General features: G+C 72.9%; 23 protein-coding genes. 9 read left to right on the forward strand and 14 right to left on the reverse strand.

Annotated features, from left to right (window positions below):
* Nucleotides 1-13 precede the first annotated feature (13 nt).
* Together AC27IY_RS43145 and AC27IY_RS43150 are read right to left on the reverse strand one after the other, a co-directional pair.
* A complete protein-coding gene (locus AC27IY_RS43145; protein WP_487181556.1) occupies nucleotides 14-1,495 on the reverse strand; it encodes a winged helix-turn-helix domain-containing protein in 1,482 nt (493 codons plus the stop codon).
* 232 nt (nucleotides 1,496-1,727) lie between these two features.
* Nucleotides 1,728-1,988, reverse strand: coding sequence for an HGxxPAAW family protein (locus AC27IY_RS43150; RefSeq protein WP_344210175.1), 261 nt, complete (start codon nucleotides 1,986-1,988; stop codon nucleotides 1,728-1,730).
* A 223-nt stretch (nucleotides 1,989-2,211) separates the two neighbouring features.
* On the opposite strand from AC27IY_RS43150, the gene secA reads away from it, so the two are divergent.
* On the forward strand, nucleotides 2,212-5,001 hold the full coding sequence (secA, locus tag AC27IY_RS43155) for a preprotein translocase subunit SecA (RefSeq protein ID WP_487181557.1): 2,790 nt from the start codon (nucleotides 2,212-2,214) through the stop codon (nucleotides 4,999-5,001).
* Nucleotides 5,002-5,072: 71 nt separating this feature from the next.
* Here the strand turns inward: secA and AC27IY_RS43160 are convergent, their stop codons facing one another.
* From AC27IY_RS43160 to AC27IY_RS43180, 5 genes are all read right to left on the reverse strand, one after another.
* Entirely contained in the window at nucleotides 5,073-5,456 is a 384-nt protein-coding gene (locus AC27IY_RS43160; protein ID WP_487181558.1) for an Rv3235 family protein, read from the reverse strand.
* Nucleotides 5,457-5,622: 166 nt separating this feature from the next.
* A complete protein-coding gene (locus tag AC27IY_RS43165) occupies nucleotides 5,623-6,891 on the reverse strand; it encodes a PTS transporter subunit EIIC (protein ID WP_487181559.1) in 1,269 nt (422 codons plus the stop codon).
* Nucleotides 6,892-6,965: 74 nt separating this feature from the next.
* The gene (locus AC27IY_RS43170) at nucleotides 6,966-7,556 is read right to left on the reverse strand and encodes a DUF6461 domain-containing protein (RefSeq protein WP_487181560.1); all 591 of its coding nucleotides are present in this window, start codon (nucleotides 7,554-7,556) and stop codon (nucleotides 6,966-6,968) included.
* A gap of 30 nt (nucleotides 7,557-7,586) precedes the next feature.
* The gene (locus tag AC27IY_RS43175; RefSeq protein ID WP_487181561.1) at nucleotides 7,587-8,903 is read right to left on the reverse strand and encodes a PTS transporter subunit EIIC; all 1,317 of its coding nucleotides are present in this window, start codon (nucleotides 8,901-8,903) and stop codon (nucleotides 7,587-7,589) included.
* Between the two features lie 61 nt (nucleotides 8,904-8,964).
* Nucleotides 8,965-9,705, reverse strand: a complete 741-nt coding sequence (locus AC27IY_RS43180) for a GntR family transcriptional regulator (protein WP_344210165.1) — start codon at nucleotides 9,703-9,705, stop codon at nucleotides 8,965-8,967.
* 126 nt (nucleotides 9,706-9,831) lie between these two features.
* On the opposite strand from AC27IY_RS43180, the gene AC27IY_RS43185 reads away from it, so the two are divergent.
* The 6 genes from AC27IY_RS43185 to nagZ all read left to right on the forward strand — a co-directional run bounded on the left by AC27IY_RS43185 (nucleotide 9,832) and on the right by nagZ (nucleotide 14,962).
* Nucleotides 9,832-10,866, forward strand: coding sequence for an SIS domain-containing protein (locus AC27IY_RS43185; protein WP_344210163.1), 1,035 nt, complete (start codon nucleotides 9,832-9,834; stop codon nucleotides 10,864-10,866).
* Between the two features lie 33 nt (nucleotides 10,867-10,899).
* Entirely contained in the window at nucleotides 10,900-11,136 is a 237-nt protein-coding gene (locus AC27IY_RS43190) for a PTS sugar transporter subunit IIB (protein WP_020541384.1), read from the forward strand.
* Nucleotides 11,137-11,147: 11 nt separating this feature from the next.
* Nucleotides 11,148-11,594: a PTS sugar transporter subunit IIA gene (locus AC27IY_RS43195; RefSeq protein ID WP_329584643.1), complete on the forward strand. Its 447-nt coding sequence runs from the start codon at nucleotides 11,148-11,150 to the stop codon at nucleotides 11,592-11,594.
* Between the two features lie 123 nt (nucleotides 11,595-11,717).
* The gene (locus AC27IY_RS43200) at nucleotides 11,718-11,981 is read left to right on the forward strand and encodes an HPr family phosphocarrier protein (RefSeq protein ID WP_329584642.1); all 264 of its coding nucleotides are present in this window, start codon (nucleotides 11,718-11,720) and stop codon (nucleotides 11,979-11,981) included.
* A complete protein-coding gene (gene ptsP, locus AC27IY_RS43205) occupies nucleotides 11,978-13,639 on the forward strand; it encodes a phosphoenolpyruvate--protein phosphotransferase (protein ID WP_423443582.1) in 1,662 nt (553 codons plus the stop codon). The genes AC27IY_RS43200 and ptsP overlap by 4 nt, the downstream gene beginning before the upstream one ends.
* A gap of 21 nt (nucleotides 13,640-13,660) precedes the next feature.
* On the forward strand, nucleotides 13,661-14,962 hold the full coding sequence (nagZ, locus tag AC27IY_RS43210) for a beta-N-acetylhexosaminidase (protein WP_423443584.1): 1,302 nt from the start codon (nucleotides 13,661-13,663) through the stop codon (nucleotides 14,960-14,962).
* A 9-nt stretch (nucleotides 14,963-14,971) separates the two neighbouring features.
* On the opposite strand, the gene AC27IY_RS43215 is transcribed toward nagZ, so the two are convergent.
* The 3 genes from AC27IY_RS43215 to AC27IY_RS43225 are packed head-to-tail and all read right to left on the reverse strand — an operon-like array spanning nucleotide 14,972 to nucleotide 18,233.
* The gene (locus AC27IY_RS43215) at nucleotides 14,972-15,748 is read right to left on the reverse strand and encodes an ABC transporter permease (RefSeq protein WP_487181562.1); all 777 of its coding nucleotides are present in this window, start codon (nucleotides 15,746-15,748) and stop codon (nucleotides 14,972-14,974) included.
* Nucleotides 15,745-17,319 (reverse strand): ABC transporter permease subunit, encoded by a 1,575-nt coding sequence (locus AC27IY_RS43220; protein WP_487181563.1) that lies wholly within the window; start codon nucleotides 17,317-17,319, stop codon nucleotides 15,745-15,747. The genes AC27IY_RS43215 and AC27IY_RS43220 overlap by 4 nt, the downstream gene beginning before the upstream one ends.
* Complete coding sequence (locus AC27IY_RS43225) at nucleotides 17,316-18,233, reverse strand: ATP-binding cassette domain-containing protein (RefSeq protein ID WP_364449773.1); 918 nt, start codon at nucleotides 18,231-18,233, stop codon at nucleotides 17,316-17,318. Before AC27IY_RS43225 ends, AC27IY_RS43220 begins: the two co-directional genes overlap by 4 nt.
* A 124-nt stretch (nucleotides 18,234-18,357) precedes the next feature.
* Here AC27IY_RS43225 and AC27IY_RS43230 point away from each other — a divergent pair, with 124 nt between their 5' ends.
* The gene (locus AC27IY_RS43230) at nucleotides 18,358-19,767 is read left to right on the forward strand and encodes a sensor histidine kinase (RefSeq protein WP_487181564.1); all 1,410 of its coding nucleotides are present in this window, start codon (nucleotides 18,358-18,360) and stop codon (nucleotides 19,765-19,767) included.
* Entirely contained in the window at nucleotides 19,764-20,435 is a 672-nt protein-coding gene (locus tag AC27IY_RS43235; protein ID WP_423474237.1) for a response regulator, read from the forward strand. Before AC27IY_RS43230 ends, AC27IY_RS43235 begins: the two co-directional genes overlap by 4 nt.
* A gap of 23 nt (nucleotides 20,436-20,458) precedes the next feature.
* On the opposite strand, the gene rhaS is transcribed toward AC27IY_RS43235, so the two are convergent.
* From rhaS to AC27IY_RS43255, 4 genes are read right to left on the reverse strand one after another with little or no spacing between them, the layout of a single operon-like run.
* A complete protein-coding gene (gene rhaS / locus AC27IY_RS43240; protein WP_487181565.1) occupies nucleotides 20,459-21,544 on the reverse strand; it encodes a rhamnose ABC transporter substrate-binding protein in 1,086 nt (361 codons plus the stop codon).
* A complete protein-coding gene (locus AC27IY_RS43245) occupies nucleotides 21,541-22,515 on the reverse strand; it encodes an ABC transporter permease (RefSeq protein WP_364449762.1) in 975 nt (324 codons plus the stop codon). Before AC27IY_RS43245 ends, rhaS begins: the two co-directional genes overlap by 4 nt.
* 18 nt (nucleotides 22,516-22,533) lie before the next feature.
* The gene (locus tag AC27IY_RS43250; RefSeq protein WP_423443600.1) at nucleotides 22,534-23,553 is read right to left on the reverse strand and encodes an ABC transporter permease; all 1,020 of its coding nucleotides are present in this window, start codon (nucleotides 23,551-23,553) and stop codon (nucleotides 22,534-22,536) included.
* Complete coding sequence (locus AC27IY_RS43255; RefSeq protein WP_423474243.1) at nucleotides 23,550-25,046, reverse strand: sugar ABC transporter ATP-binding protein; 1,497 nt, start codon at nucleotides 25,044-25,046, stop codon at nucleotides 23,550-23,552. Before AC27IY_RS43255 ends, AC27IY_RS43250 begins: the two co-directional genes overlap by 4 nt.
* Nucleotides 25,047-25,057: the final 11 nt, after the last annotated feature.

Raw genomic sequence — 25,057 nt, forward strand, 5'->3', positions numbered from 1 at the left:
CCTCCCCGCCTGACTATCTCGGTGCGTTCAGCATGGTGACGAGCTCCGGCGGATCGGCGCGTTCGACGCGTACGCTGTCGCAGCCGACCCACTCGGCGGCCGACCACAGGGCGTCCGCGAACGCGCCGGCCCACTTGGCGGGGGACAGGCCCGGCTCCAGGTGCACCTGCCTGGCCACCAGGGTCGTGCCCTCGCGGGCCGGATCGACCCGGCCGATCAGCCGGCCCCCGGCCAGCACCGGCATCGTGAAGTAGCCGTGCACCCGCTTGTGCTTGGGGACGTACAGCTCCAGGGTGTAGGTGAAGCCGAAGATCCGCTCGGTGCGGCCGCGGTGCCAGATGAGGGAGTCGAACGGCGAGACCAGCGTGGTGCGGTGCCGGCCGCGCGGCTCGCTCGCCAGCGCGGCCGGGTCGGCCCACGCGTTGGCCTGGCCCTTCTTGCCCGGCCAGCCCGCGACCGTCACGGGCGTCAGCCCGGCAGCGCCGCTGAGCAGCGCCTCGTCGAGGATCGCCGCGAAGCGGCCCTTCAGGCGGAGGAAGTCGATCAGGTCGGTGCGGTTGGCCACGCCCAGTGAGCGCCCGGCGATGCCGGCCAGTCGCGTGACGCACTCCTCGTCCGTCAGGTCCTGGGCGAGCAGGTCGGCGGGGATCGCGCGCTCGGCCAGGTCGTAGACGCGGCGCCAGCCGACGCGGCGGGTGCAGACCAGCTCGCCGATGTCCAGCAGCCACTCCAGGCCGATCTTGGAGTCGGACCAGTCCCACCACGGGCCGCCGTTCTTGGCGCCGCCGACGTCGGAGGTCATCAACGGGCCCGAGTCGCGCACCTGGGCGAGCAGCTTGTCGACGCCGTCGGGGACCTCGTGCCAGCGGAACTTGCGGTCGCGGAAGGCGCGGCGGCGGAACGAGTAGAGAGGCCAGTGCTCGACGGGCAGGATGCAGGCCGCGTGGCACCAGTACTCGAAGCTCCGCGCCGGGTCGTGCCAGTAGGCCCGCTCCACCGCCGGCCTGCTCACCGCGCCCAGGCGGGCGTAGGCGACCAGCTCGTGGGAGCGGGCGAGGACCGAGATGGTGTCGAGCTGCACGGCGCCCAGCCTGCGCAGCATGGCGTGCACCCCGCCCTTGCGCGCGTCGGCGCCGAGCAGGCCCTGGGCGCGCAGGATGAGGCGCCGCGCCTCGTCGAGCGTGAGGTCCACGACGCCGCCGCCCACACTTCCGCCACCGGCCACCCTCGCACCGGCAGCCGGCCCCGAGTCGGCTTTCGGCGCAGCGGCCGCTCCCGAGTGGGCGTCCGGCCTCAGCTCGTTGCCAGGCGGCGTCTCGGTGTTCGGTGTCGCCAGGGTCCTGGTGGGCGGGGGCGCTGCCGTGGCGAGGGGCTGCCTGTCGTCGGCTGCGGCGGCGCTCAGCAGGGCGGCGTCCGGGACGTCGGCTCCCGGGGCCGGGTCGTCGAGGGTGACGTCCTCCACGTTGAGCGGCTGCGCGTCTTCAGGGCGGTGCATGCGTGCAATCTAGCGGCGGCCACCGACAATTCCGGCGGCCGTGGGCCGGGCGGACCGGTCGAGGAATGGCCGGGCGTTCCCCCGACACGCCGACGAGCGGCGGAAAGCATCACCTGGGGAAAGTTTGGAGCAGGCAGGAAGAAGGGGAAGGGGCTGGGCAAAAAGAAAGGCGGGCCACCCTGTCAGGGGCCCGCCTCGGAGATCGCGGTGCGACGGTCGTCGTACGCCGACGTCAGCGGTGATCCTCAGCCCGCATGCCCACACGCGGCGCGTCGATCACCACGTCGGTGAAGATGTCGAAGACGAGGGCGAGAATGCCGCCCACGACGAACACCCCCGCGCCGATCCACACGAGCGTCCAGCTGGCGACGGTCAGCCCGAAGCCGGCCACGATGGTTCCGGCCAGCATGACCGTCACCGCCAGCCACGATGACGCCCGTCCGCCGTGACTGCCGAGATCCTCCGTTTGCTCCGACTTCTGCCCCTCAACCATGCTTAATCCTTCCTTTGCCGGTTATGCCGCAATACGTGCGGGCCGGCGGTCAACCGGCATACCCTCTGCCTTGCCCCCATTCTCCCAGACCAGTCCTGCGCCCTCGTCGGCACGGTGGCTGTGTCTGGTTGCTGAAGCGCCTACGATGGCACTCGGGGAAGTTTGTCTCGGCCTCTCCTCCTGGCGGCGCCGCCGGGGTAGACCTGCGAGGAGCTTTACAAAAGTGCCAGCCATTCTCGACAAGATCCTGCGTGCCGGCGAAGGCAAGACCCTGCGCAAGCTCAAGCGGATCGCAGACCAGGTCAACTCCATCGAGGACGACTTCACGAGCCTGTCCGACGCGGAGTTGCGCGCGCTGACGGACGAATTCAAACAGCGCTACGCGGACGGCGAAACCCTTGACGATCTGCTTCCCGAGGCGTTCGCCACGGTGCGCGAGGCGGCCCGCCGCGTGCTGGGCCAGCGCCCCTACGACGTGCAGATCATGGGTGGAGCCAACCTCCACATGGGCAACATCTCCGAGATGAAGACCGGTGAGGGCAAGACCCTGACCTGTGCCCTGCCCTCCTATCTCAACGCGCTGTCCGGCAAGGGCGTCCACGTCGTCACGGTCAACGACTACCTGGCCAGGCGCGACGCGGAGACGATCGGCCGCATCCACCGTTTCCTCGGCATGGAGGTCGGCTGCATCGTCTCCGGACAGCAGCCCGACGAGCGCCGCAAGCAGTACGAAGCCGACATCACGTACGGCACGAACAACGAGTTCGGCTTCGACTACCTCCGCGACAACATGGCGTGGTCGCTGGAGGAGTGCGCCCAGCGCGGCCACAACTTCGCGATCGTGGACGAGGTCGACTCCATCCTCATCGACGAGGCCAGGACCCCGCTGATCATCTCCGGTCCCGGCGAGCAGTCCGGCAAGTGGTACCAGGAGTTCGCCAAGATCGTGCCCCGCCTGCGCAGGGGCGTCGAGGCGAAGAACCCCGGCGAGGAGAGCACCGGCGACTACATCGTCGACGAGAAGAAGCGCACGGTCGGCATCCTGGAGGCCGGCGTCGAGAAGGTCGAGGACTGGCTCGGCATCGACAACCTCTACAAGCCCGAGCACACCCACCTCGTCGGCTTCCTCAACAACGCGCTGAAGGCCAAGGAGCTGTTCAAGCGCGACAAGGACTACATCGTCTCCGAGGGCGAGGTCCTGATCGTCGACGAGTTCACCGGCCGCGTCCTGCACGGCCGCCGCTACAACGAGGGCATGCACCAGGCCATCGAGGCCAAAGAGGGCGTCAAGATCAAGGACGAGAACCAGACGCTCGCCACGGTCACCCTCCAGAACTACTTCCGCCTCTACGACAAGCTGGCCGGCATGACCGGTACGGCCGCGACCGAGGCCAACGAGTTCCACCAGACGTACAAACTGGGCGTCGTCCCCATCCCGACCAACCGGCCGATGATCCGTAAGGACCAGGCCGACGTGGTCTACAAGAACGAGGACGCCAAGTTCAACGCGGTGGTCGAGGACATCAAGGAGCGCTACGAGCGCGGCCAGCCGGTCCTCGTCGGCACCACCTCGGTGGAGAAGTCCGAGCGGCTGTCCAAGGCGCTCAAGCGCCGCGGCGTGCCGCACGAGGTGCTCAACGCGAAGAACCACGAGCGTGAGGCCGCGATCATCGCCGAGGCGGGCCGCAAGGGCGCCGTCACCGTCGCCACCAACATGGCCGGTCGAGGCACCGACATCATGCTCGGCGGCAACTCCGAGTTCCGCGCCGACCAGGAGCTGCGCCAGCGCGGCCTCGACCCGGTCGAGACGCCGGAGGAATACGACAAGGCCTACCCCGAGGCGCTGGAGAAGGCCCGGGCCGCGGTCAAGGCCGAGCACGACGAGGTCACCGAGCTCGGCGGCCTCTACGTGCTGGGCACCGAGCGCCACGAGTCGCGCCGCATCGACAACCAGCTCCGCGGACGTTCCGGCCGTCAGGGCGACCCCGGCGAGTCGCGCTTCTACCTCTCGCTCGGCGACGACCTGATGCGCCTGTTCAACTCGGCGCGGGTCGAGGTCATCATGACCCGGCTCAACATCCCCGACGACCAGCCGATCGAGTCCGGCATCGTCTCCAAGGCCATCGCCTCCGCCCAGCACCAGGTCGAGCAGCAGAACTTCGAGATCCGCAAGGAAGTTCTGAAGTACGACGAGGTGATGAACCGCCAGCGCAAGGTCATCTACTCCGAGCGCCGGCGGGTGCTGGAGGGCGCCGACCTGCACGACCAGGTGCAGGCCTTCGTCGGCGAGGTCATCGACGGCTACGTCCAGGGCGCCACGGCCGAGGGCTTCGCCGAGGAGTGGGACCTCGACAAGCTGTGGAAGGCGTTCAGCGAGCTGTTCCCGATCACGGTCACCGCCGCCGACCTCATCGAGGAGGCGGGCAGCCGTGAGGAGCTGACCGCCGAGCTGATCAGCGAGAAGGTCAAGGCCAACGCCATGGAGGCGTACGCCAGGCGCGAGGAGGAGATCGGCTCCGAGACCATGCGCGACCTCGAACGGCGGGTCATCCTGTCCGTTCTCGACCGCAAGTGGCGCGAGCACCTCTACGAGATGGACTACCTGCGCGAGGGCATCGGCATGCGGGCCTACGCGCAGAAGGACCCGCAGATCGAATACCAGCGCGAGGGGTTCGAGATGTTCGCCGCGATGCTCGAGGGCATCAAGGAGGACTCCGTGGGCTTCCTGTTCAACCTCGAGGTCGAGGTGCAGGAGAACCCGATCGTGGAGGAAGAGGACGCGGTCATCGCGGAGACCCGCTCGATCATCGCGCGCGGGCTGCGCGGGCCCGAGCGCCCGGCCGAGCTCGAATACTCCGCGCCCGGCGAGCAGGGCGAGGTCGAGCACACCCGGGTGCGCACGACTCCGGCCGAGCGGGCCGCCTACGGCAACGTGGAGCGGAACGCGCCGTGCCCGTGCGGGTCCGGCAAGAAGTACAAGCGGTGCCACGGCGACCCCAGGAACGCCGCCTGAGCGCGCGCTGACGTGACGGAAGGACCTCCGCCCCCGACGGGCGGGGGTCCTTCCGTCGTCCGGGGACGGTCTCAGGCGGTCTCGACGTCGGTGCAGAGCCAGTGGACGCCGTGGCGTTCGAGGCGGACGGCGAGGACACGGTCGCGTTCGCCGCAGCGTACGATCACGCACATCTCGATGACGCCCTCGCGCGGCTCCGTCACGTGGACCCGGCGGACGAACGGGGCACGGCCGGTGCTGAACAGCAGGCCGGTCCCCGTGAGGTGCCGGTAGGCGCGGACGGTGAGCTGGTCGGCCAGCGTCTCGGGGGAGCGGCAACCGGCCAGCACCTCGGCGAGGGCCTGGCCGAGGTGGCGCAGGCGGCGTTCGTCGGGGGCCGCGCCCGGCGGCCCCCAGATCATGGGGCTGAGGGCCAGGGCGCCGTCGGTGTACGGGATGTGGGGGGCTGCCGACACGGGTCCTCCTTCTCGCGGGAAACGCCTTCAGGAGTTTTCGGCCCGGCTCGGTTGTACGTGCCGCGCCAGCTTCTCGCGTACGTGCCGGGCAACGTCCGGGTTCGCCCGGGAAGGGCGCCGGAAGCTGGTGCGGCGGGCCCCCGGTTCCGGGCGGGAACGGCCGGGGCTAAGGGGTGGCCGTAACCTCGCGGCCCGGGGTGGGCAGGTTCAGGGCACGGATGAGCACGGTGAAGAGCGCGTAATAGAGGACGAAGTACGCGACCCCGAACCCGAGGATGAGCCCGAGGCCGTGCGTGTTCGACTTGCCGGCGTTGAGGAGCAGGTCGATCGCGCCGCCGGAGAACGTGAACCCCAGCCGCGCCCCCAGCTCGGCCATGAGCGCCATCGACACGCCCGTGAGCAGCGCGTGCACGGCGAACAGCACGGGCGCGACGAAGATGAACGCGAACTCCAGCGGCTCGGTGATCCCGGTGACGAAGGACGTGAGCCCGGCCGACAGCAGGATGCCGCCGACCGCCGGGCGGCGTTCCGGCGGGGCCGCGCGCCACATGGCGACGGCCGCTCCGAGCAGCCCGAACATCATGACGGGGAAGAAACCGGTCATGAAGACGCCCGCGCCCTGCTCGCCGGCGAAGTAGCAGTTGAGGTCGCCGTCGGCGTCCCGGGTCGCGCCGCGCACGCCGGCCCGGCAGTCCGGCAGCGTGAACCAGACGATCGTGTTGAGGAAGTGGTGCAGGCCCACGGGGATGAGCAGGCGGTTGGCGACGCCGTAGATGCCCGCTCCGGCCGCGCCGTGGACGGACAGCCAGTCGCCGGCCCCGGCCAGCCAGTCGCCGACCGGCCGCCACAGCAGGCCGAAGACGACGCCGAGCAGCAGCGCGGCCACGGCGGTGACGATGGGGACCGAGCGCCGGCCGCCGAAGAAGGCGAGCCAGGCGGGCAGCTTCACCCGGTGGAAGCGCTGCCAGAGCAGGGCGGCGGTGAGGCCGATGACGATGCCGCCGAGGACGCCGGTCGGGTTCTGCGCGCCGGCGTCGATCGTGCGGGTGCCGTCACGGAGGACGAGCAGGACCTCGTCGTACACGGCGCCCTCGCCCGCGTCGAAGAACAGCGTCCTGGTGACGCGGTCGAAGACCAGGTAGCCGGCCAGGGCGGCGAGGGCGGTGGAGCCGTCGGACTTGCGGGCGAAGCCGATGGCCACGCCGACGGCGAACAGCAGGGGCAGGTTCTCGAACAGGGCGCCGCCCGCGGCGGCGAGGACCCGCGCGAGCGGCGCCAGGCCGGGCACGGCGCCGAGCAGGTCGTCCTGGCCGAAGCGGAAGAGCAGGCCGGCGGCGGGCAGGACGGCGATGGGCAGCATGAGCGAGCGGCCGATGCGCTGCAGCACGGCGAGGGCGGAAGTGAAGGGGTGCTTGCCGGAGTCGACGGCCGTCATCGCCACCCCCGCTCGCTGGTCGGTCTGCGGGGGATCGGGGTGTTCCTACCACTGCGGCATCGGCAGAAAACGGATCAGGTGACCAGGGAGGGGAGAGGGCGCGGGACGAAGGCGCAGCGGTAGGCGGCGTCCTGGACGAGCTGCGGCGTCAGCGTGATGCCGGTCAGGTGCTCGGCCAGGATGAAGGCGGGCCCGTCGTGCGGATCGAGGTGCCAGTGGTCGGTCTCGATCTCGCGCATGACGGCGGCCAGTTCGTCGGGCACCTCCTCGGCGTAGCCCTCCTGGGGGTAGAAGGCGAAGCGGAGCCGCCCGTCCTCGATCCAGAGGAAGTTGTCCAGGCCCTTGACGTCGAGGTAGGCGTGGGAGACCACGCGGGTGCCGGCCGACAGCGGCGCCAGGATCTCCTCCGACCAGGCGAGGTCGCCGAGGGTCTCGACGACGATCGTCCAGTCGCCGATCGCCGTGAGGCCGAAGAAGTGGCCGCGGTCGTGGAACCTGCGGCCGGCCTCGGTCTCCAGCTCCTTGAGCGTCATGGGCACGAGCTCCTCCGGCCGGCCGCCCAGCCGGGCGGTCACCTGCTCCGGCGTCAGGTCGCGGACGTAGGTGAGCCCGTAGGAGCCCGCGAGCAGGGGGTAACTCTCCTCCGAGAGCCAGTCGAAGATCATTGCGCCATCCTGGCAGTCACGGCCGACATTTCACGTCTCGCCGGAATCGACGTCCGGTTCGGGCTCGCGGCCCGGGGTCATGATGTCGAGCCTGCGGATCAGGAACGTGAACACGGCGTAATAGACCACGCCGTAGACCACGCCCAGCAGGAGGATGCCGGGCACGTTCTGGGTGTTGGACTTGCTGGCGTTGAGCAGCATGTCGAGCAGGCCGGCGGAGAAGCCGAAGCCGAGCTGCCCGCCGATCAGCGTGGTCAGCGCCATCGCCAGGCCGGTCAGCAGCGCGTGCACCACGAGCAGGAGCGGCGCCACGAAGATGAAGGCGAACTCGATCGGCTCGGTGATGCCGGTGACGAACGACGCCAGCGCCGCCGACAGCATGATGCCGCCCACCGTGGCCCGCCGGTGCCTGGGGGCGGCCCGCCACATGGCGAGCGCGGCGGCGGGCAGCGCGAACATCATGACCGGGAAGAAGCCCGCCATGAACTGCCCGGACTGCGGGGCGCCGCCGAAGTAGCAGTTCCAGTCGCCGACCAGGACATGGCCGTTGACCTCGCACTGCGGGACGACGTACCAGACCACGGAGTTGACGAAGTGGTGCAGGCCGAGGGGGATGAGCAGGCGGTTGACGAGGCCGTAGATGCCGGTGCCGACCGGGCCGAGCGCGGTCAGGGCCTCGCCGGCGTGCCGGAACCACTCGCCGATGACCGGCCACAGCCAGCCGAACAGCACGCCGATGAGCAGCGCCACGATGGAGGTGATGATCGGGACGAAGCGCCGCCCGCCGAAGAACGCCAGCCAGGTGGGCAGCTTGATCCGGTGGAAGCGCTGCCAGAGCAGCGCCGCGACCAGGCCCATCACGACGCCGCCGAGCACCCGTGTGGGGTTCTGCATGCCGTAGTTGATGATCTCCCGTACGCCGCCCTGCGCCTGGAGCTCCTTGATCGAGACGGTGTCCCTGATGTCGGAGCCGAAGAACATGACCTTGGTGACCCGGTCGAAGACCAGGTAGCCGACCACGGCGGCGAGCGCCGTGGAGCCGTCGGACTTGCGCGCGAAGCCGATCGCGACGCCCACGGCGAACAGCAGCGGCAGGTTCTCGAACAGCGCGCCGCCGGCCGCCGCCAGCACCTCGGCGACCGCGCCCATCCAGGACAGGCCGGCGACGTCGGCCAGGCCGCCGGGCTCGGCGCCGTTCGAGCCGAGCATGTCGGGCTGGCCGAAACGCAGCAGCAGGGCGGCGGCGGGCAGGGCGGCGATGGGCAGCATGAGCGAGCGGCCCATCCGCTGCAGCACGGACATGACGCGCGCGAACGGCGAGGGCCGGGCGGCGGCGGTCTCGTTCACCGGGCGTTCCTCCGGGGGTGGGAGCACCGGGCTTCCGGCAGCCTGGGGAGCTCTGGGGCCGTCAGCCCCGTCGTACGGGCATCTCGAGCATGGTGCGGAGCTGGTAGCGGTCGGCGCGGTAGGTGGACACGCCCAGCTCCGCGCAGACGCCGCCGGAGAACGACCGGCGCTGGAGCAGCAGCACGGCCCCGCCGCGCGGCAGCTTCAGCAGATCGGCGTCGCTCGGATCGGCGATGCCGCCGTCGATGGTGAGCTCACCGGCGTCCATGACGAGACCGTAGCGGCTCTCCAGCAGCTCGTAGAGCGATTTGTCCGACAGGTCGTGCTCGGCCAGGCCGGGGGCGAGCTTGACCGGGATGTGCGCCCGTTCGATGGACAGCGGCTCGCCGTCGGCGGTGCGCAGCCGCTCGATGAAGTGCACCTCCTCGCCAGGCTGGATGCCGAGCTCCTTGGCCAGGTGGGCGCTGGCGCGCACGATGCGCCGGTCGAGGTCGCGCGAGCCGGGCACCATGCCGCGGGCCCGCATGTCGTCGCTGAACGAGGTGAGCTGCAGCGCCAGCTCGATCTTCGGCCGGGCCACGAACGTGCCCTTGCCCGGCACCCGGTGCAGCCGGCCCTCCGAGACGAGGTGGTCGACGGCCTGCCGGACGGTCATCCTGGACAGGCCGAAACGCTGGCACAGCTCACGCTCGGACGGGATGGCCGCGCCGATGCTGAGCTCGTTGCTGTCGATGAGGTCCAGCAGGATCTCGCGGAGCTGGAAGTATTTGGGCACCGGGCTGTCCGGGTCGATGTGGGCCACGGGATCCTCCCCTCGTTCCGTTCCATGTGATGGGCTATGGTTCGTACTGGTCTAGTCCGGACTAGACCACAGGTCGCAAAAGGCGGTCAAGCCCGATCCGGTACGAGTTGAAGGATGAGCCCACCGATGACCACGAAGATGCGCAGCGAGATCGCCGAGCAGCCGGCCGCGCTGCGGGCCACACTGGACTCCCTGCTCCCCAGGATCGGCGAGGTGAGAGCGGTGGGCGAACGCACCCGCCAGCTGCTGTTCATCGCGCGTGGCACCTCCGACAACGCAGCAGTTTACGGCCGCTACCTGGTCGAAGCGCACGCCGGGCGGCTCTCCGCCCTGGCCGCGCCGTCGATCGCCACCACCTACCGGCGCAAGCTCGACCTCGACGGCGTGCTGGCCGTGGCCATCTCCCAGTCGGGACGCACCGAGGAGATCGTGGAGACGCTGGCCTGGGCCAAGGACTGCGGGGCGGCGACCGTCGGCGTCACCAACGGCGGCGCGGACAGCCCGCTCGCGCAGGCCGCCGACGTGGCGCTGTGCACCGAGGCGGGGGAGGAGAAGGCGGTCCCCGCGACCAAGACGTACACCACGCAGCTCGCCGCGCTCGCCGTGCTGGCCCTCGGCCTCGGCGCGGACGTGGACCAGGACGACCTGCGGCGGGTCCCCGACGCGGTGGAGAAGCTGCTCGACGAGCCCGGCGACCTGGACGCCGTGGTCGAGGGGCTGCAGGACAAGCCGGGCGTGGTGGTCTCCGGGCGCGGCCTGGCGTTCTCGACCGCGCTGGAGACCGCGCTCAAGCTCAAGGAGGCCTGCTACCTGCACGCCATGGGCCTGTCCTACGCCGACCTGCTGCACGGCCCCATCGCCGTGGTCGACGCCGACACCCCGGCGCTGCTGGTCGCCGCCGAGAACAGCCCGACGCTGCCCGGCACGGTGGCGCTGGCCGAGCGGGTGGTGGCCGCGGGGGCGGCGGCGTACACGATCGGTGGCGGCGAGGGGCTGGCGCGGGCCGGCACGGCCGCGCTCAACGGTCCCGATCTGCCCGAGTGGGTGGCCCCGATGGGCCTCATCGTGCCGGGGCAGCTGCTCACCGAGGCGCTGGCCCGGCGGCTCGGCGTCGACCCCGACGCGCCGCGCGGTCTGAACAAGGTCACCCAGACGGACTGATCTAGCCTGGTCGGCAAGAGCTAGGGAGGCCGGATGGCGGCGGATGTGAACGCGATCATCGCCGGGCTCGGCGGGGCCGACAACATCATCGAGATCGAGCCCTGCATCACCCGGTTGCGGACAGAGGTGCACGACGCGACCAAGGTCGACCAGGCCGCGTTGCGGGCGGCGGGCGCGCACGGCGTCATGGCCGCGGGCAACGTGGTCCAGGTCGTCGTCGGACCGGAGGCGGACACCATAGCCAGCGACATCGAGGACATCATCGGCTAAGGGCGAGGACCATGACGACTGTTCTCGCCCCGGTCGAGGGGGCGGCCGTGGGGCTGGCAGCCGTGCCCGACCCGGTGTTCTCTGCGGGCCTGGTCGGTCCGGGAACGGCCATCGACCCGCTGCGGGGGCCAGGCAAGGCCGTGGCCCCCATAGCGGGAAAAATCATGAAACTGCATCCGCACGCGTACGTCATCGTCGGTGACGACGGCAAGGGCGTGCTGGTGCACCTGGGCATCGACACGGTCCAGCTCAAGGGCCGGGGCTTCCGGCTGCTGGCCGCGGAGGGCGACCGGGTGAGCGCCGGGCAGCCGGTCGTCGCGTGGGACCCGGCGGCCGTCGAGGCGGGCGGCCGCTCGCCGGTCTGCCCCGTGGTGGCGCTCGACGCGACGAACGGGGCGGTGACGGGCGTCGCCGAGGGGGCAGTGCATGTGGGGGATGAGCTCTTCCGATGGGACTGACCTTTGGGACCGTGGCTGCCGGGAAAGCGACACAATAGGCACGCCGCCGATTTCGCCCCCCGGTCGGCGGGTTCATCGCACGCGCGTCCGGCCACTGGTCCGGACCGGCAGAAGGAGGAGTCGATGGGTGAGCGCAAGGTCACCGTGGCGGCGGAGGTGGGGTTGCACGCCCGTCCCGCGGCGACGTTCGTCCAGAGGGCCATGAAGGCCCCGATGGACATCACGGTGGCGAAGATGAACAGTGCCAAGGCCCCGGTCAGCGGCAAGAGCATCCTCGCCATCATGGCGCTGGACGTCCGCCAGGGCGAGACCGTGGTGATCAGCGCGGAGGGCGAGGGCTCGGAAGACGTCCTCGACGAGCTGGCCGAGATCGCCGGCACGCCATGAACCTGCGGGGGGTGGGGGTCAGCCCGGGCTTCGGGCACGGCCCCGCTTATGTGCTCTCCGTCTCGGTGCCCGAACCCCCCGAGGGCGCAACGTACACCGGCGAGGCGGAGCAGGAGAAGGAGCGCGCGATCACCGCGCTCACGCAGGTCGCGGGCGAGCTGGAGGCACGCGGCCACCGTGCGGGCGGCGAGGCCGAGGAGATCCTGGTCGCCCAGGCGCTGATGGCCGAGGACCCCGGCCTGGTCGTGCGGGTGCGCTCGCTGATCGAGCGCGGCCTGGCCGCCCCGAGAGCCGTCTACGAGGCGTTCGCCCGCTACCGGGAGGTGCTCGCCGGGTCCGGCGGCTACCTCGGCGAGCGGGCCGCCGACCTCGACGACGTCAGGGACCGGGTGGTCGCTGTGCTCTACGGCATCGCGATGCCGAGCCTCCAGGGCGCGCCGGCGGAGCCGTACGTGCTGGTCGCCCGCGATCTCGCGCCTGCCGACACCGCGCTGCTGGTGCGCGAGCACGTGGCCGCCTTCGTCACCGAGGAGGGCGGCCCCACCAGCCACACGGCGATCCTGGCGAGGGCGCTCGGCGTGCCCGCCGTCGTCGCCTGCCCCGGTGCGACCGCCATCAGGCCGGGAGCGCGCGTGCTGGCCGACGGCACCTCGGGCGAGGTACGCGTCGAGCCGGCCGAGGCCGACGTCGCCGAGGCGGTCAGCGCGAACGCCGTGCGCCGGGCCGCGTACGCGCAGGCCGAAGGGCCGGGCCGGACCTCCGACGGCCATCCGGTGCCGCTGCTCGCCAACATCGGCGGCCCCGCCGAGCTGGACGCGGCCGTCGCCGCGGGCGCCGAGGGCGTCGGGCTCTACCGGACCGAGTTCCTGTTCATGAACCGCACCGAGGCTCCCACGGCCGAGGAGCAGGCGCCGGCCTACCGGGAGGCGGCGCGGGCGTTCCCCGGCGGCAAGGTGATCGTGCGCACGCTCGACGCGGGCGCGGACAAGGCGCTGGCGTTCCTGCCGGTCCCGCCCGAGCCGAACCCGGCGCTCGGCGAGCGCGGGGTGCGCGTGTTCCGCCGGTTCCCGCAGGTGATGGAGGCGCAGCTCGACGCGCTCGCCGCGGCCGGCGACCTCATGGTGATGGCGCCGATGGTGGCCACGGCCGAGGAGGCCGAGTGGTTCGCGCGCGCGTGCCGCTCGCGCGGGATCGCGCAGGCCGGCGTGATGATCGAGGTCCCGTCGGCCGCGTTGCGCGCCGGCGACCTGCTGAGCGCGGTGGATTTCGTCTCGATCGGCACCAACGACCTGTCCCAGTACGCCTTCGCCGCCGACCGCCAGCTCGGCGCGGTGAGCGCGCTGCAGGACCCGTGGCAGCCCGCGCTGCTCGACCTGGTCGCGCTGACCGCGACGGCCGCGCGGGAGGCGGGCAAGGCGTGCGGCATCTGCGGCGAGTCGGCCGCCGACCCCGCCATGGCCTGCGTGCTCGTCGGGCTCGGCGCCACGACGCTGTCGATGGGGGCCGGGGCGCTGCCCGCCGTACGGGCCGCGCTGGCCGCGCACACCTTCGACGAGTGCCGGCTGGCCGCCGAGGCCGCGCGGGACGCGGTCACGGCGGTGGAGGCGCGGGCCGCGGCCCGGGCGTACCTGCCCGCGCTCGGGCGTCTCGGTGTCTAGATTCTGGATACCTTTGGAGTCATGCTGCGACGACGACTCGGTACGACGGGCCTGCTCGTGATCGCTCTCACCGCGTGCGCCGGAGGCGGCGGCACGGCGGGAGCGACCCCGACGGGAGGGAAGGCCGCCCCGCCCGCCCCGAGCGCGAGCCCGAGCGCGAGCCCGTCCGCGTCGCAGTCCGACCCGGTCGCGCGGGCCCTGGCCAGGCTCAGCGTCGAGGAGAAGGTCGGCCAGCTCTTCATGCCGGTCCTCTACGGCACCACGGCCGCCTCCTCCTCCGGCGAGAACCAGGCCCGCTACGGCGCCCCGACCCCGGCCAAGGTGATCGCCCGCTACCACCTGGGCGGCGTGATCCTGTTCCCGCACAACGTCAAGGGCGTCTCCCAGGTCGTCGGCCTGACCAACGGCCTGCAGCGGGCCTCGAAGGAGGTCCCGCTGCTCATCGGCACCGACCAGGAGAACGGCCTGGTCTCGCGCATGTCGGCGCTCATGACCGACTTCCCCGGCGCGTCCGTGATCGGCGCGACCGGGGACCCGGCGTGGGCGCGCAAGGTCGCCGCGGCGACCGGCGCGGAGCTGCGGGCGCTCGGCGTCAACCTCGACTTCGCGCCGGTGGCCGACGTCAACATCGACCCGCGCAACCCGGTCATCGGGTCGCGGGCGTTCGGCAAGGACCCGCAGCGGGTGGCCAAGATGGTGGCGGCGTCGGTGAAGGGCTTCGCCGACGCGGACGTGGCGGCCACCGCCAAGCACTTCCCGGGCCACGGCGACACCTCGGTGGACAGTCACACCGGGCTGCCGGTGATCAAGCACACCAGGGCCGAGTGGGAGCGCATCGACGCGCCGCCGTTCAAGGCCGCGATCGGGGCCGGGGTGGACGCCGTCATGAGCGCCCACATCGTCTTCCCCAAGCTCGACCCGTCGGGCGACCCGGCGACGCTGTCCAAGCCGATCCTGACCGGGCTGCTGCGGCAGAAGCTCGGCTACGACGGCGTGATCTCCACCGACGCGCTCAACATGGCCGGGGTGCGCCAGAAGTACAACGACGGCGAGATCGCCGTGCGCGCCGTGCTGGCCGGGGCCGACCTGCTGCTCATGCCCAACGACCTGCCGAAGGCCTACGACGCGGTGCTGGCGGCGGTGAAGTCGGGCCGCATCAGCGAGCGGCGCCTCGACCAGTCGGTCACCCGGCTGCTCAAGCTCAAGCAGGCCAAGGGCTACCTGGCCGAGGCGCCGACGGCCTCGGTGAGCCGCGCGAACGATGTGCTGCGCTCCGCCGCGCACCGCAAGCTGACCGCCCGGGTGAAGTCGGCGGCCGACTAGGCGTTCTCATCAGGCGTCGCGGCTGCGCAGCGCCAGGGCGCCCAGGGCGAGGGCGGCGGCGGCCCAGGCGGCGAGGACGCCGAGACCGGCCCACGGGGTGAGCGGGAGCGCGGCGGCGTCCGTGGTGGCCTGCACGGCGAGGCCCGCGTTCACCGGCGACACCGTCCAGAGCAGCCGCTGGACGTCCTCGTCGGCGACCAGGCGCACCGCCAGCGGGAACAGGTAGAGCAGGCCGAGCACGACCCCCGCGGCGGCGGCCGGCTCGCGTACGACGACCGCGATCCCCACGCCGAGCAGCGCGACCAGGCCGAAGTAGAGCACCGACCCGGCGGCGGCGCGCAGGGTGGGGCCGTCGAGCAGCGACAGCGGCGGGTAGCCGTGCTCCGGGGTGAAGCCGCTGCCCGGCAGGAGCAGCCGCCCGGCCAGCACCGACCCGAGCACCGCGACGGTCCCCGCGGCCAGCGCCGGGCCGGTGACGACGGCGGCCTTGGCGGCCAGCAGCACGCCCCTGCGCGGCACCGCGGCCAGGCTGGTGCGGATCATGCCGCTGCCGTACTCGCCGCAGACCGCCAGCACGGCCAGCAGGGCGACCAGGGCCTGGCCGAGCTGCACCCCGGTCAGGGCCAGCCGGGTGGCGTCGTGGCCGCAGCCGGCCGCCTCGCAGCGGACGACCGTGGCCGTGAGCGCGCCCAGGGCGACGGTCAGCACGACCGTCCCGGCCAGCAGCCCGGCGGGGCCCGGCACGGTGCGGAGCTTCGTCCACTCCGCGAGCGTCGCCCGCCTCACGCGTCCTCCCTGTTCAGGCGGCGTACGGCGAGGGCGAGCACGAGGGCCGCGTACCCGCAGAGCACGGCGAACCCGGCCCAGGGCGGCAGCGGGTAGAAGCCGCCCGCGGGCGCGTGATGACCGAACACCTGCGGGTACTCGGGGATGCTCTGCTGGACGGCGAAGCCCGCCGCGGGCGTCACCCGCAGCAGCCAGTCCGCGACCGGCTCGGGCAGCACGGACGTGGTCGCGAGCACGTACGGCACCAGGACCGCCGCGACGGCCGCGATGACCCCCGCCGCGCCGCGCCGCAGCAGCGCGCCGAACGCGAGGGCGAGCACGGCGCTCACCGCCAGCACGCCCGCCACGCCCGCGGCCACCCGCAGCTCGGTCAGCGCGGACACCGGCAGGAGGTGGACGCCGTTGCCCGCGAGGACGCGCTCGGCGAGCGGCAGCGTGACGGCGGTGGCCGCGAGCGATCCGGCGAAGGTCGCGGCCAGGACCACCACGGCCTTGGCCACGAGCACCCGTCCGCGCCGCGGGCTCGCCAGCAGCGTCGTGCGGATGAGCCCGCGCCGGTACTCGGCGGTCACCGACAGCACGCCCACGACGATCACGGCGACCAGCGCGAACATCGCGCCCGCCAGGGTGTTCTCGACGGTGCTGCCGACGGTCAGGGGGGCGATGTCGCCCACGCCGGTGATCGTGTACGTGCCGCCGGACTCCCGGAACCCGCCCGGGTGGTGCGGCGAGCCGTCGAGCTCGTACGAGACGCCGATGTCGTCTCGGGCGAACGCCCCGCCGGTGCCCTCCCCGCGTACGTCGAGCCGGTCCATGACGGCGGTGACCTCGGCGAAGCGGGAGGTGACGGTGGACCCGCCGACGGCGTTGCCGCTGACCCGCACGTCGCCGGGGGAGGCGGCGAACAGGCCGATGCGGGCCCGCTCCGGCAGCCCCGGCAGGCGGACGGCGGCGACCTTCGTCCATTGGACGCCGTCGGCCGACTCCTCGCCGGTGACCGTGTCGCCCGCCCGCGTGAGACGCAGCCAGCGGGGGGTGGACGGGGTGACCTTGCCGGGCAGCCCGGCGACGTCCTCGGTGAAGTCGTGCTGCATGCGGACGCCGTGTTCGGCGGTGACCATGACGGCGGCGTAGGAGGCCCCCTGCCGGGTGCTCGCCTTGATCATGAGGCCGGCCTTGGCCCACGGGGTCATGGCGGCGGCGACGTTCCTGACCCCGGGGACGGCGTCGGGGAGGCGGATCCGGCCCGACATCGCGCTCACCCGCACGGTGATCGAGCCGTCGCCGCGCAGCGGCTGGTGGGCGAAGAAGAACTTGTCCTCGACGGCCTCGCCGCCGGGGCCGCGCGGCGGGACCGGGCAGGGCACCTCGACCGGCCCCTTCGAGCAGGAGGCGTGGCTGCCGGCCGCCGACAGCAGGCCGAGCCCGACGACGAGCAGCGCCGCGAGCACCAGCCCCGCGGGCCCGCCGGGGGCGGTGCGGAACTTGGTCCACTCGGCGTGGACGAGCCGCGCGAACCCGTCGCGCCCGGCCGTGCCGAGCGGCGAGTGGTAGGGGGCGGTCGCGGTCATCGGGCCGCCCCTCGGTACTCGACGGCGTCCCTGGTCAGGTCCAGGTACGCCGCCTCCAGCGTGGCCCGGTGCGCGGCCACCTCCGCGAACGGCACCTCGCGCGCCGCCAGCAGCCGGACGACCTGCTCGGCGGCCAGCCCGTCCACGGTGAGCGTCTCCCGGTCCTGCACGGTCACCGTGGCACCGGCCTCGGCCAGGGCGCGCATGGCCGCCTCGCGGGCGGTCGTGCGCAGGCGTACCCGGCCGCCGGAGGCGCGGGCGATGAGGTCGGCCACGCTGGTGTCCGCCACCACCCGCCCCCGTCCCGCCACCACGAGGTGCCCGGCGGTGTCCTCCAGCTCGCTCATCAGGTGGCTGGAGACCAGCACCGCCCGCCCTTCGGCGGCGAGGGCGCGGAGCAGGCCGCGCATCCACACGATGCCCTCGGGGTCGAGGCCGTTGAACGGCTCGTCCAGCAGCAGCACCGGCGGGTCGCCGAGCATCGCGGCGGCGATGCCGAGCCGCTGGCGCATGCCGAGCGAGTAGCCGCCCGCCCGGCGGCGGGCCGCCGCGCCGAGCCCGGCCAGCTCCAGCACCTCGTCCACCCGGCGGGCGCCGAGGCCCTGGGAGTGGGCGAGCCAGAGGAGGTGGTGGCGGCCGGTGCGGCCCGGCTGGAGGGCGGCCGCGTCCAGCAGCGCGCCGACGTGCCGGAGCGGGGTGCGCAGGCTCGGGTACGGGCGCCCGCCCACCAGGGCGTGGCCCTCGTCGGGGGCGTCCAGGCCGAGCACCACGCGCATGGTGGTGGACTTGCCCGCGCCGTTCGGGCCGACGAAGCCCGTGACGTGTCCGGGGTGGACGGTGAAGGTCATGCCGTCCAGGGCCTGGTGTGAGCCGTACCGCTTGCGCAGGCCGGAGACTTCGATGGTTGCTTCCACGGTTACGAAGCTAGGGAGCGGGCCGGGGCGGGGTCGTCACGCACGTGAGCGATCTTCGGGGGCTACATGAGGTCCCTCGTGTGAGGGATGCGGGGGGCGCGGTGGGGCGGTGACAATGGGGTTCGTGGCGATCGGGCAGGGTTTGGGCGTTCTGTGGGGGGCGCGGCCGGTGGACGGCGGCGCGGACCGCCGTCGCGCGCTGGTCGTGCTCGGGCTCCTGCTGGCCCTGGTCGCGGTGGTGGAAGTGCTCGCCGGCCAGCCGATCGCCGGCAGCTGGTCGGTCAGTGTCCCGGCCGGGGGGCCGGCGTCGTCCCAGAGCCTCCTGGCCGACGGGTCGGCCCCGCCTCCGGAGGACGTGGCCGGTGAGATGGCGTGGTCCCGTGGCCACGGGGGGCCGCTCCGTCTGCTGGTGCTGCCGTTGCTGGCGCTCGCCACCACCCTGCCGCTCCCGCTCCTCGCGGCGCAGCCGATGATCGCGGCGGCCGTGGGCGGTGCGGCGGCCGTGCTGTCGGTGGGGGCGTTCCACACGCTGACCGTCGCCGGGGCGGTGGCCCAGGTGATCGCGCTCTACCGGGCAGGGCGGCACGGGCGGACCGGACCGGCGCTCGCGCTCGCGGCCCCGTTCCCGGCGCTGGCCCTGCTCCCGGTGGCGGGGCTCCCGGTGGCGGGGCTCCCGGTGGCGGGGCTTCCGGTGGCGGGGCTCCCAGCGGTGGGGCTTGCGGTGGCGGAGGGCTCCTCGGCGGGGTTTCCGGCGGCTGGGATCCCGGTGGGGGAGCTGGTCCTGGTGCTGGCCTGCCTGGCCCCGGTCGCCGCGCTCGGCGGCATCGCGCGGGCGGCCCGCGCCACGGCCGGCGCGCACACCGCCGCCCGGCGGCAGGCGGCCGGCGACCTGCTGGAGCACACCGCCCGCGGCGAGCGGGCGCGCATCGCGCGCGAGCTGCACGACGTCGTCGCCCACCACATCTCCCTGGTCGCCGTCCAGGCCGAGACCGCGCGGCTGGCCGTCCCCGGGATGCCGCAGGCGGGGGCCGAGCGGCTGCTGGCCATCGGCGACACCGCCAGGCAGGCGCTCACCGAGATGCGCCGCCTGCTCGGCGTGCTGCGCGAGGACGACGGCACCGAGGCGTCCTGGCGCCCCCAGCCCGGCCTCCGCCTGCACGAGCTGAACGAGCTGCTCGACGGCTCCCGCGAGGCGTCCGGCGCGGCCACCCGGCTCATCCTCCGTGGCGCGCCGGCCGAGCTGGACCCGGGGGTGGAGCTGGCGGCGTACCGGATCGTGCAGGAGGCGCTGACCAACGCGCGGCGGCACGCGCCCGGCGCGGCCGTGGACGTGGAGCTGCACTACACCGGCGCCGGCCTGCGGCTGTCGATCAGGGACAACGGCCCCGGCCCGCTCGACGGAGAGGGCGGCCACGGGCTCGCCGGCATGCGGGAGCGGGCCGCGGCCGTGGGCGGCGAGCTGGTCACCGGCCCCGCGCCCGGCGGCGGCTTCCTCGTCCGGGCCGTCCTGCCGGGCAGGGAGAGCGCCGCGTGAGCGCGCCGATCAGGGTCGTCATCGCCGACGACCACCTGGTGGTCCGTACGGGCTTCGGCGAGCTGCTGGACACCCAGCCCGACTTCGAGGTGGCCGGCCGGGCCGCCGACGGGCTGGAGGCGGTGCGGATCTGCCGCGAGGTGAAGCCGGACGTCGTGCTCATGGACGTACGGATGCCCGGAATGGGCGGCATCGAGGCGACCAGGGAGCTGGCGGGCCCCGGCGGGCCCCGGGTGCTCATCCTGACCACGTTCGACCTCGACGAGTACGTCTACGACGCCCTGCGCGCCGGCGCCAGCGGCTTCCTGCTGAAGGACGTCACCGCCGAGCGCCTGTTCGACGCGGTGCGCGTGGTCGCGGCCGGCGAGGCGCTGCTGGCCCCGGCCGTCACCCGCCGCCTGATCGGCGAGTTCGCCCGCATGGGCCCGCGTCCCGGCGCGCCCGTGGCGGCGCTGGGCACGCTCACGCCGCGCGAGACGCAGGTCCTGAGGCTGGTCGCCGAGGGCCTGTCCAACCCCGAGATCGCCGCCAGGCTCGTGGTGACCGAGGAGACGGTCAAGACGCACGTGAGCCGGGTGCTGAACAAGCTGGGGCTGCGCGACCGGACGCAGGCGGTCGTCGCCGCGTACGAGACGGGCCTGGTCGTGCCGCGCGGCCGGCAGCCGTGACGCGTGCCGCGCGGCCGTGACGGTCAGAAGTCGAAGTCGTCGATGTTGGACTTGTCGAACACGGTCGGCTTGCCGAGCAGCACCTCGCCCTTGGCCCCGACCGTGTAGTCGCCCAGTTTGCCCGCCTTGAACGTCTCGCCCTCGGCGCCGGTGATCTGCCCGGAGGCGAGCGCGGCGGCCGCGTACGAGGCGAGATAGCCGAGGTCGGCCGGGTTCCACAGCTCGAACGCCTCGATCGTGCCGTCCTTGACGAACTTGCGGAGCTGGTTCGGCGTGCCGAGCCCGGTCAGCTTCACCTTCCCCTTGTACGGCGAGTCCGACAGATAGCGGGCCGCCGCCGCGATGCCCACGGTCGTCGGCGAGATGATGCCCGCGAGGTCCGGGTACGAGCGCAGCAGCCCCTGCGTCTCGGTGAAGGACTTCTGGTCGTCGTCGTTGCCGTAGGCGACCTTGACCAGCTCCATGTCCTTGTACTCGGGCTTGCTCAGCTCGTCCTTCATGAACTCGATCCAGGTGTTCTGGTTCGTCGCGTTCGGCGTGGCGGACAGGATCGCGATCTTGCCCTTGTTGCCGAGCTGCTTGGCGAGGAGCTGCACCTCCGTACGGCCCAGGTCCTCGGCGCTCGCCTGGTTGACGAAGATGTCGCGGCCCTCGGGCGCGGTGTCGGAGTCGTAGCTGACGACCTTGATCCCTGCGGCCCGGGCCTGCTTGAGCGCGGGCACGACGGCGTTCGGGTCGTTGGCCGAGATCACGATGGCGTCCTGCTTCTGCTGGATCAGCGTGTTGATGTAGGACACCTGCGAGGACGCGCTCGCGTCGGACGGGCCGACCTCCTTGCCCTCGCCGCCGAACTCCCGGGCCGCGTCCACGCCGCCCTTGTCGGCGATCGTGAAGTACGGGTTGTTGACCTGTTTCGGCAGGAAGGCGATCTTCAGTCCCTGCTTGAGCGGGGCGTCGGGATCGGCGGCCGGGGCGGACGATGCCGTCCCGGCCGGGGCGGACGACTGCTGCTGCTGGACATCGCTCTTGGTGGTGCCGCCGCACGCGCTGGTCAGCAGCACGAGCCCGGCGAGGAGCGCCACGGGACGCCAAGGGGTGCGCGTTGTCATGAAACGGACTTCCCTTCCACTGGTGATGGTGTGCGCCGTCGCCGGGCCGCCCCCAGGTTCGGCGCCAGCACGGAGGCGACGAGCAGCAGGCCCGTCACGAAGTTGAGCACCTCGTTGGCCACGTCGGCGAGGATCAGCGCGTTGCGTACGACGCCGAGCAGCAGCACCGCCATCAGGACGCCGGGCAGCGTGCCCTTCCCGCCGAAGATCGACACCCCGCCGAGCAGCACGGCGGCCACCACCGCGAGCTCCAGGCCCATGCCGTTGTCGGCGCGGGCGCTGGCGTAGCGGAAGGTGTAGATCAGGGACGCCAGCGACGCCATGACCCCGGAGGCCACGAACAGCCAGAGCTTGATTCGCTTGACCCGGATGCCGGAGAAGTAGGCCGCCTCGACGTTCGCGCCGATCGCCACGATCGACCGGCCGAGTCCGGTCGCGTGCAGCACCAGCGCCGCCACCACGGCCAGCACGGCGACCAGCACGGTCGCGAGCGGCACCGGCCCGATCGAGGAGGTGGCGAGGCCCGTGTAGGCGGGCGGCAGGTCGGCCACCGCCTGGTCGCCCAGGATCACGTACGCGAGCCCGCGGAACAGCGCGAACGTGCCGATCGTGACCGCCAGCGAGGGCAGCCCGAGCCGGGTGACGAGCAGCCCGTTGACCGCCCCGCACGCCGCGCCCACCAGCAGGCAGATCGGCATGATGGCCTCGATCGGCAGCCCGGCGTTCCACAGCGCGCCGAGCACCGCGCAGGACAGGCCGAGCGTGGAGGCCACGGACAGGTCGATCTCGGCCGCCACGATCACCAGCGTCATGGTCAGCGCCATGAGCGCGATCTCGGTGGTGTCGAGCAGCAGGAACGAGACGTTGGAGTCGTTCGCGAAGCCGTCCACGCCGAGCGAGGCCCACACCGCGACCCCGGCCAGCAGCACGGCGATCAACGTCTCCCAGCGGCGCAGCGCGTCAGTGTTCACTGTCGCCTCCGGCGGCGTTCATGGCGACCTCCGGCGGCGCAGGGCGGCGGCCACGCGCAGCGCGAGCAGGCGGTCGAGGACGATGGCGGCCAGCAGCAGGGCGCCGTTGATCGCGGTCTGGGCCAGGGCGTCCACCCGGAGCACGGCGAGCGCGCTGGTGATGGAGGCGAGCAGGACGGCGCCGAGCGCGGCGCCGTAGACGGTGCCGCTGCCGCCGAAGATGGCCACGCCGCCGACCACGACGGCGGCGATGACGTCGAGCTCCTTGCCGGTGGCGACGGTCGCGTCCACGGTGCCGAACCGGGCGGCCCACATCACGCCGGCCAGCCCGGCGAGCGCGCCGTTGGCGACGAACGCGGTGAGGACGCGGCGGCGTACCCGGATGCCGGCCAGCACCGCCGCCTCGGGGCTGGAGCCGATGGCGTACAGCTCGCGGCCGGAGCGCAGGTTGCGCAGCATCCAGCCGACGGCGAGCAGCACGGCCAGGGCGATCAGCGCGGGCAGCGGGACGCCGAGGACCGAGCGGGTGCCGAGGGCGAGGAAGCCCTCCGGCATGTCGGCGGCGTTGACCTGACGGCCGCCGGCCCAGGCGTAGTCGATGCCGCGGAAGGCGTACAGGGTGCCGAGGGTGGCCACCAGGGCGGGCACCCTGGCCGCGCCGACGAGCAGCCCGTTGACCGCGCCGCAGGCCGCGCCGAGCGCCACGCAGCCCGCGATGACCAGCGGGACCGGCACGCCGGGGTGATCGGCCAGGACCAGCGCGCCGCCGAACGCCGACAGACCCACGACGGAGCTGACCGAGAGGTCCACGTTCCTGGTGATGACGACGAGCGTCTGGCCGACGGCGAGCAGCGCGACGATGGCCGAGTTGAGCAGGATGTCGCGGATGCTGCCGTAGCTGAGGAAGCTCGGGTTCGCCGCGCCGGTGACGGCGAACAGCGCGCCGAGCGCGACCACGATGCCGAGCTCGCGCACCCGCGCCACCCGGTCCACGAGCCGCCGCCCACCGCCCCGGCCCGCGCTCGCAGCACTGCTCACGGGCGGCCCCTTCCTGTCGCGGCGGCCATGACGCTCTCCTCGGACGCCTCCGCCCGGTCCAGCTCGGCGACCAGCCGCCCCTCGTGCATGACGAGCACCCGGTCGGCCATCCCGAGCACCTCGGGCAGCTCCGAGGAGATCATCAGCACCGCCACCCCGCTCGCGGCCAGCTCCGACAGCAGCCGGTGCACCTCGGCCTTGGTGCCCACGTCGATGCCGCGGGTGGGCTCGTCCACGATGAGCACCGACGGCCGGCGGGCGAGCCACTTGGCCAGCACCACCTTCTGCTGGTTGCCGCCGGACAGCACGTTCACCGGGTCGCCCAGCCGGGCGAACTTCAGCCGCAGCCGCACCGCCCAGTCCCTGGCCCGCTCCCGTTCGGCGAGGCGCGAGATCAGCGGCCCCCTGCGGAGCGCGGCCAGCCCGGCCAGGCCGATGTTGCGCTCGATGGACAGGTCCATGACCAGGCCCTGCTGGCGGCGGTCCTCCGGCACCAGCGCCAGCCCCGCCGCCATGGCCGCTGTGGGCCGGGCCGGGCGCAGCCGCCTGCCGTCCACCTCGACGGCGCCGGCGTCCCAGCGGTCGATGCCGAACACGGCCCTGGCGACCTCGCTGCGCCCGGCCCCGACCAGCCCGGCCAGCGCGACGATCTCGCCCCGCCGCACCTCGAAGGACACGTCGGTGAAGACGCCCTCGCGGGTGAGCCGGCGCACGCTGAGCGCGACCTCGCCGGCCGTGGTGTCCTGCTTGGGGAACAGGGACGCAAGCTCGCGGCCGACCATGCGGCGTACGAGGTCGTCGGGGGTGAGGTCGCCGATCGGGTCGGTCGCGACGAGCGCGCCGTCCCTGAGGGTGGTCACCCGCTGGCACAGCTCGAAGATCTCCTCCAGCCGGTGCGAGATGAACAGCAGCGCGACGCCCTGCTCGCGCAGCGTCCCCGCCACGCCGAACAGCCGGGCGACCTCCTGGCCGGACAGCGCGGCGGTCGGCTCGTCCATGACCAGCACCCTGGCCTGCCTGGACAGGGCCTTGGCGATCTCGACGAGCTGCTGGTCGGCGATGGACAGGCCGCGGGCCGGCCGGTCGGGGTCGAGGTGCACGCCGAGCCGGCCGAACAGCTCGGCGGTGGCGGCGCGCATGGCCCGCCGGTCGAGCCCGAGGCGGGCGCGCGGCTGGCGGCCCATGAAGATGTTCTCCATGACCGACAGGTCGGGGAACAGTGTCGGCTCCTGGTAGATGACCGCGACGCCGGCCCGCTGGGCGTCGGCGGGGCCGGCGAACTCGACCGGCTCCCCGTCGAGCAGGATGCGCCCCGAGTCGGGGCGGTGCACGCCGGACAGGATCTTCACCAGCGTGGACTTGCCCGCGCCGTTCTCGCCGGCGAGGGCGTGCGCCTCGCCGGCGCGCAGCTCCAGCGACACCTCGCGGACGGCGCGGACCGCGCCGAACGCCTTGCTCACCTGTAAGAGGGACAGGACGGGTGTGTCTTTCATGCCGCCATCCC

It is taken from the genome of Nonomuraea sp. B208 (genome assembly GCF_057536035.1).

What these genes read in the sequence shown, in the direction of transcription:
- nagZ (WP_423443584.1), top strand. Translation starts at nt 13,661, where the DNA reads ATGCTGCGACGACGACTCGGTACGACGGGCCTGCTCGTGATCGCTCTC.
- rhaS (WP_487181565.1), bottom strand. Translation starts at nt 21,544, where the DNA reads ATGACAACGCGCACCCCTTGGCGTCCCGTGGCGCTCCTCGCCGGGCTC.
- AC27IY_RS43200 (WP_329584642.1), top strand. Translation starts at nt 11,718, where the DNA reads ATGGGTGAGCGCAAGGTCACCGTGGCGGCGGAGGTGGGGTTGCACGCC.
- AC27IY_RS43150 (WP_344210175.1), bottom strand. Translation starts at nt 1,988, where the DNA reads ATGGTTGAGGGGCAGAAGTCGGAGCAAACGGAGGATCTCGGCAGTCAC.
- ptsP (WP_423443582.1), top strand. Translation starts at nt 11,978, where the DNA reads ATGAACCTGCGGGGGGTGGGGGTCAGCCCGGGCTTCGGGCACGGCCCC.
- AC27IY_RS43220 (WP_487181563.1), bottom strand. Translation starts at nt 17,319, where the DNA reads ATGACCGCGACCGCCCCCTACCACTCGCCGCTCGGCACGGCCGGGCGC.
- AC27IY_RS43190 (WP_020541384.1), top strand. Translation starts at nt 10,900, where the DNA reads ATGGCGGCGGATGTGAACGCGATCATCGCCGGGCTCGGCGGGGCCGAC.
- AC27IY_RS43255 (WP_423474243.1), bottom strand. Translation starts at nt 25,046, where the DNA reads ATGAAAGACACACCCGTCCTGTCCCTCTTACAGGTGAGCAAGGCGTTC.
- AC27IY_RS43195 (WP_329584643.1), top strand. Translation starts at nt 11,148, where the DNA reads ATGACGACTGTTCTCGCCCCGGTCGAGGGGGCGGCCGTGGGGCTGGCA.
- AC27IY_RS43170 (WP_487181560.1), bottom strand. Translation starts at nt 7,556, where the DNA reads ATGATCTTCGACTGGCTCTCGGAGGAGAGTTACCCCCTGCTCGCGGGC.
- AC27IY_RS43165 (WP_487181559.1), bottom strand. Translation starts at nt 6,891, where the DNA reads ATGACGGCCGTCGACTCCGGCAAGCACCCCTTCACTTCCGCCCTCGCC.
- AC27IY_RS43145 (WP_487181556.1), bottom strand. Translation starts at nt 1,495, where the DNA reads ATGCACCGCCCTGAAGACGCGCAGCCGCTCAACGTGGAGGACGTCACC.
- AC27IY_RS43185 (WP_344210163.1), top strand. Translation starts at nt 9,832, where the DNA reads ATGACCACGAAGATGCGCAGCGAGATCGCCGAGCAGCCGGCCGCGCTG.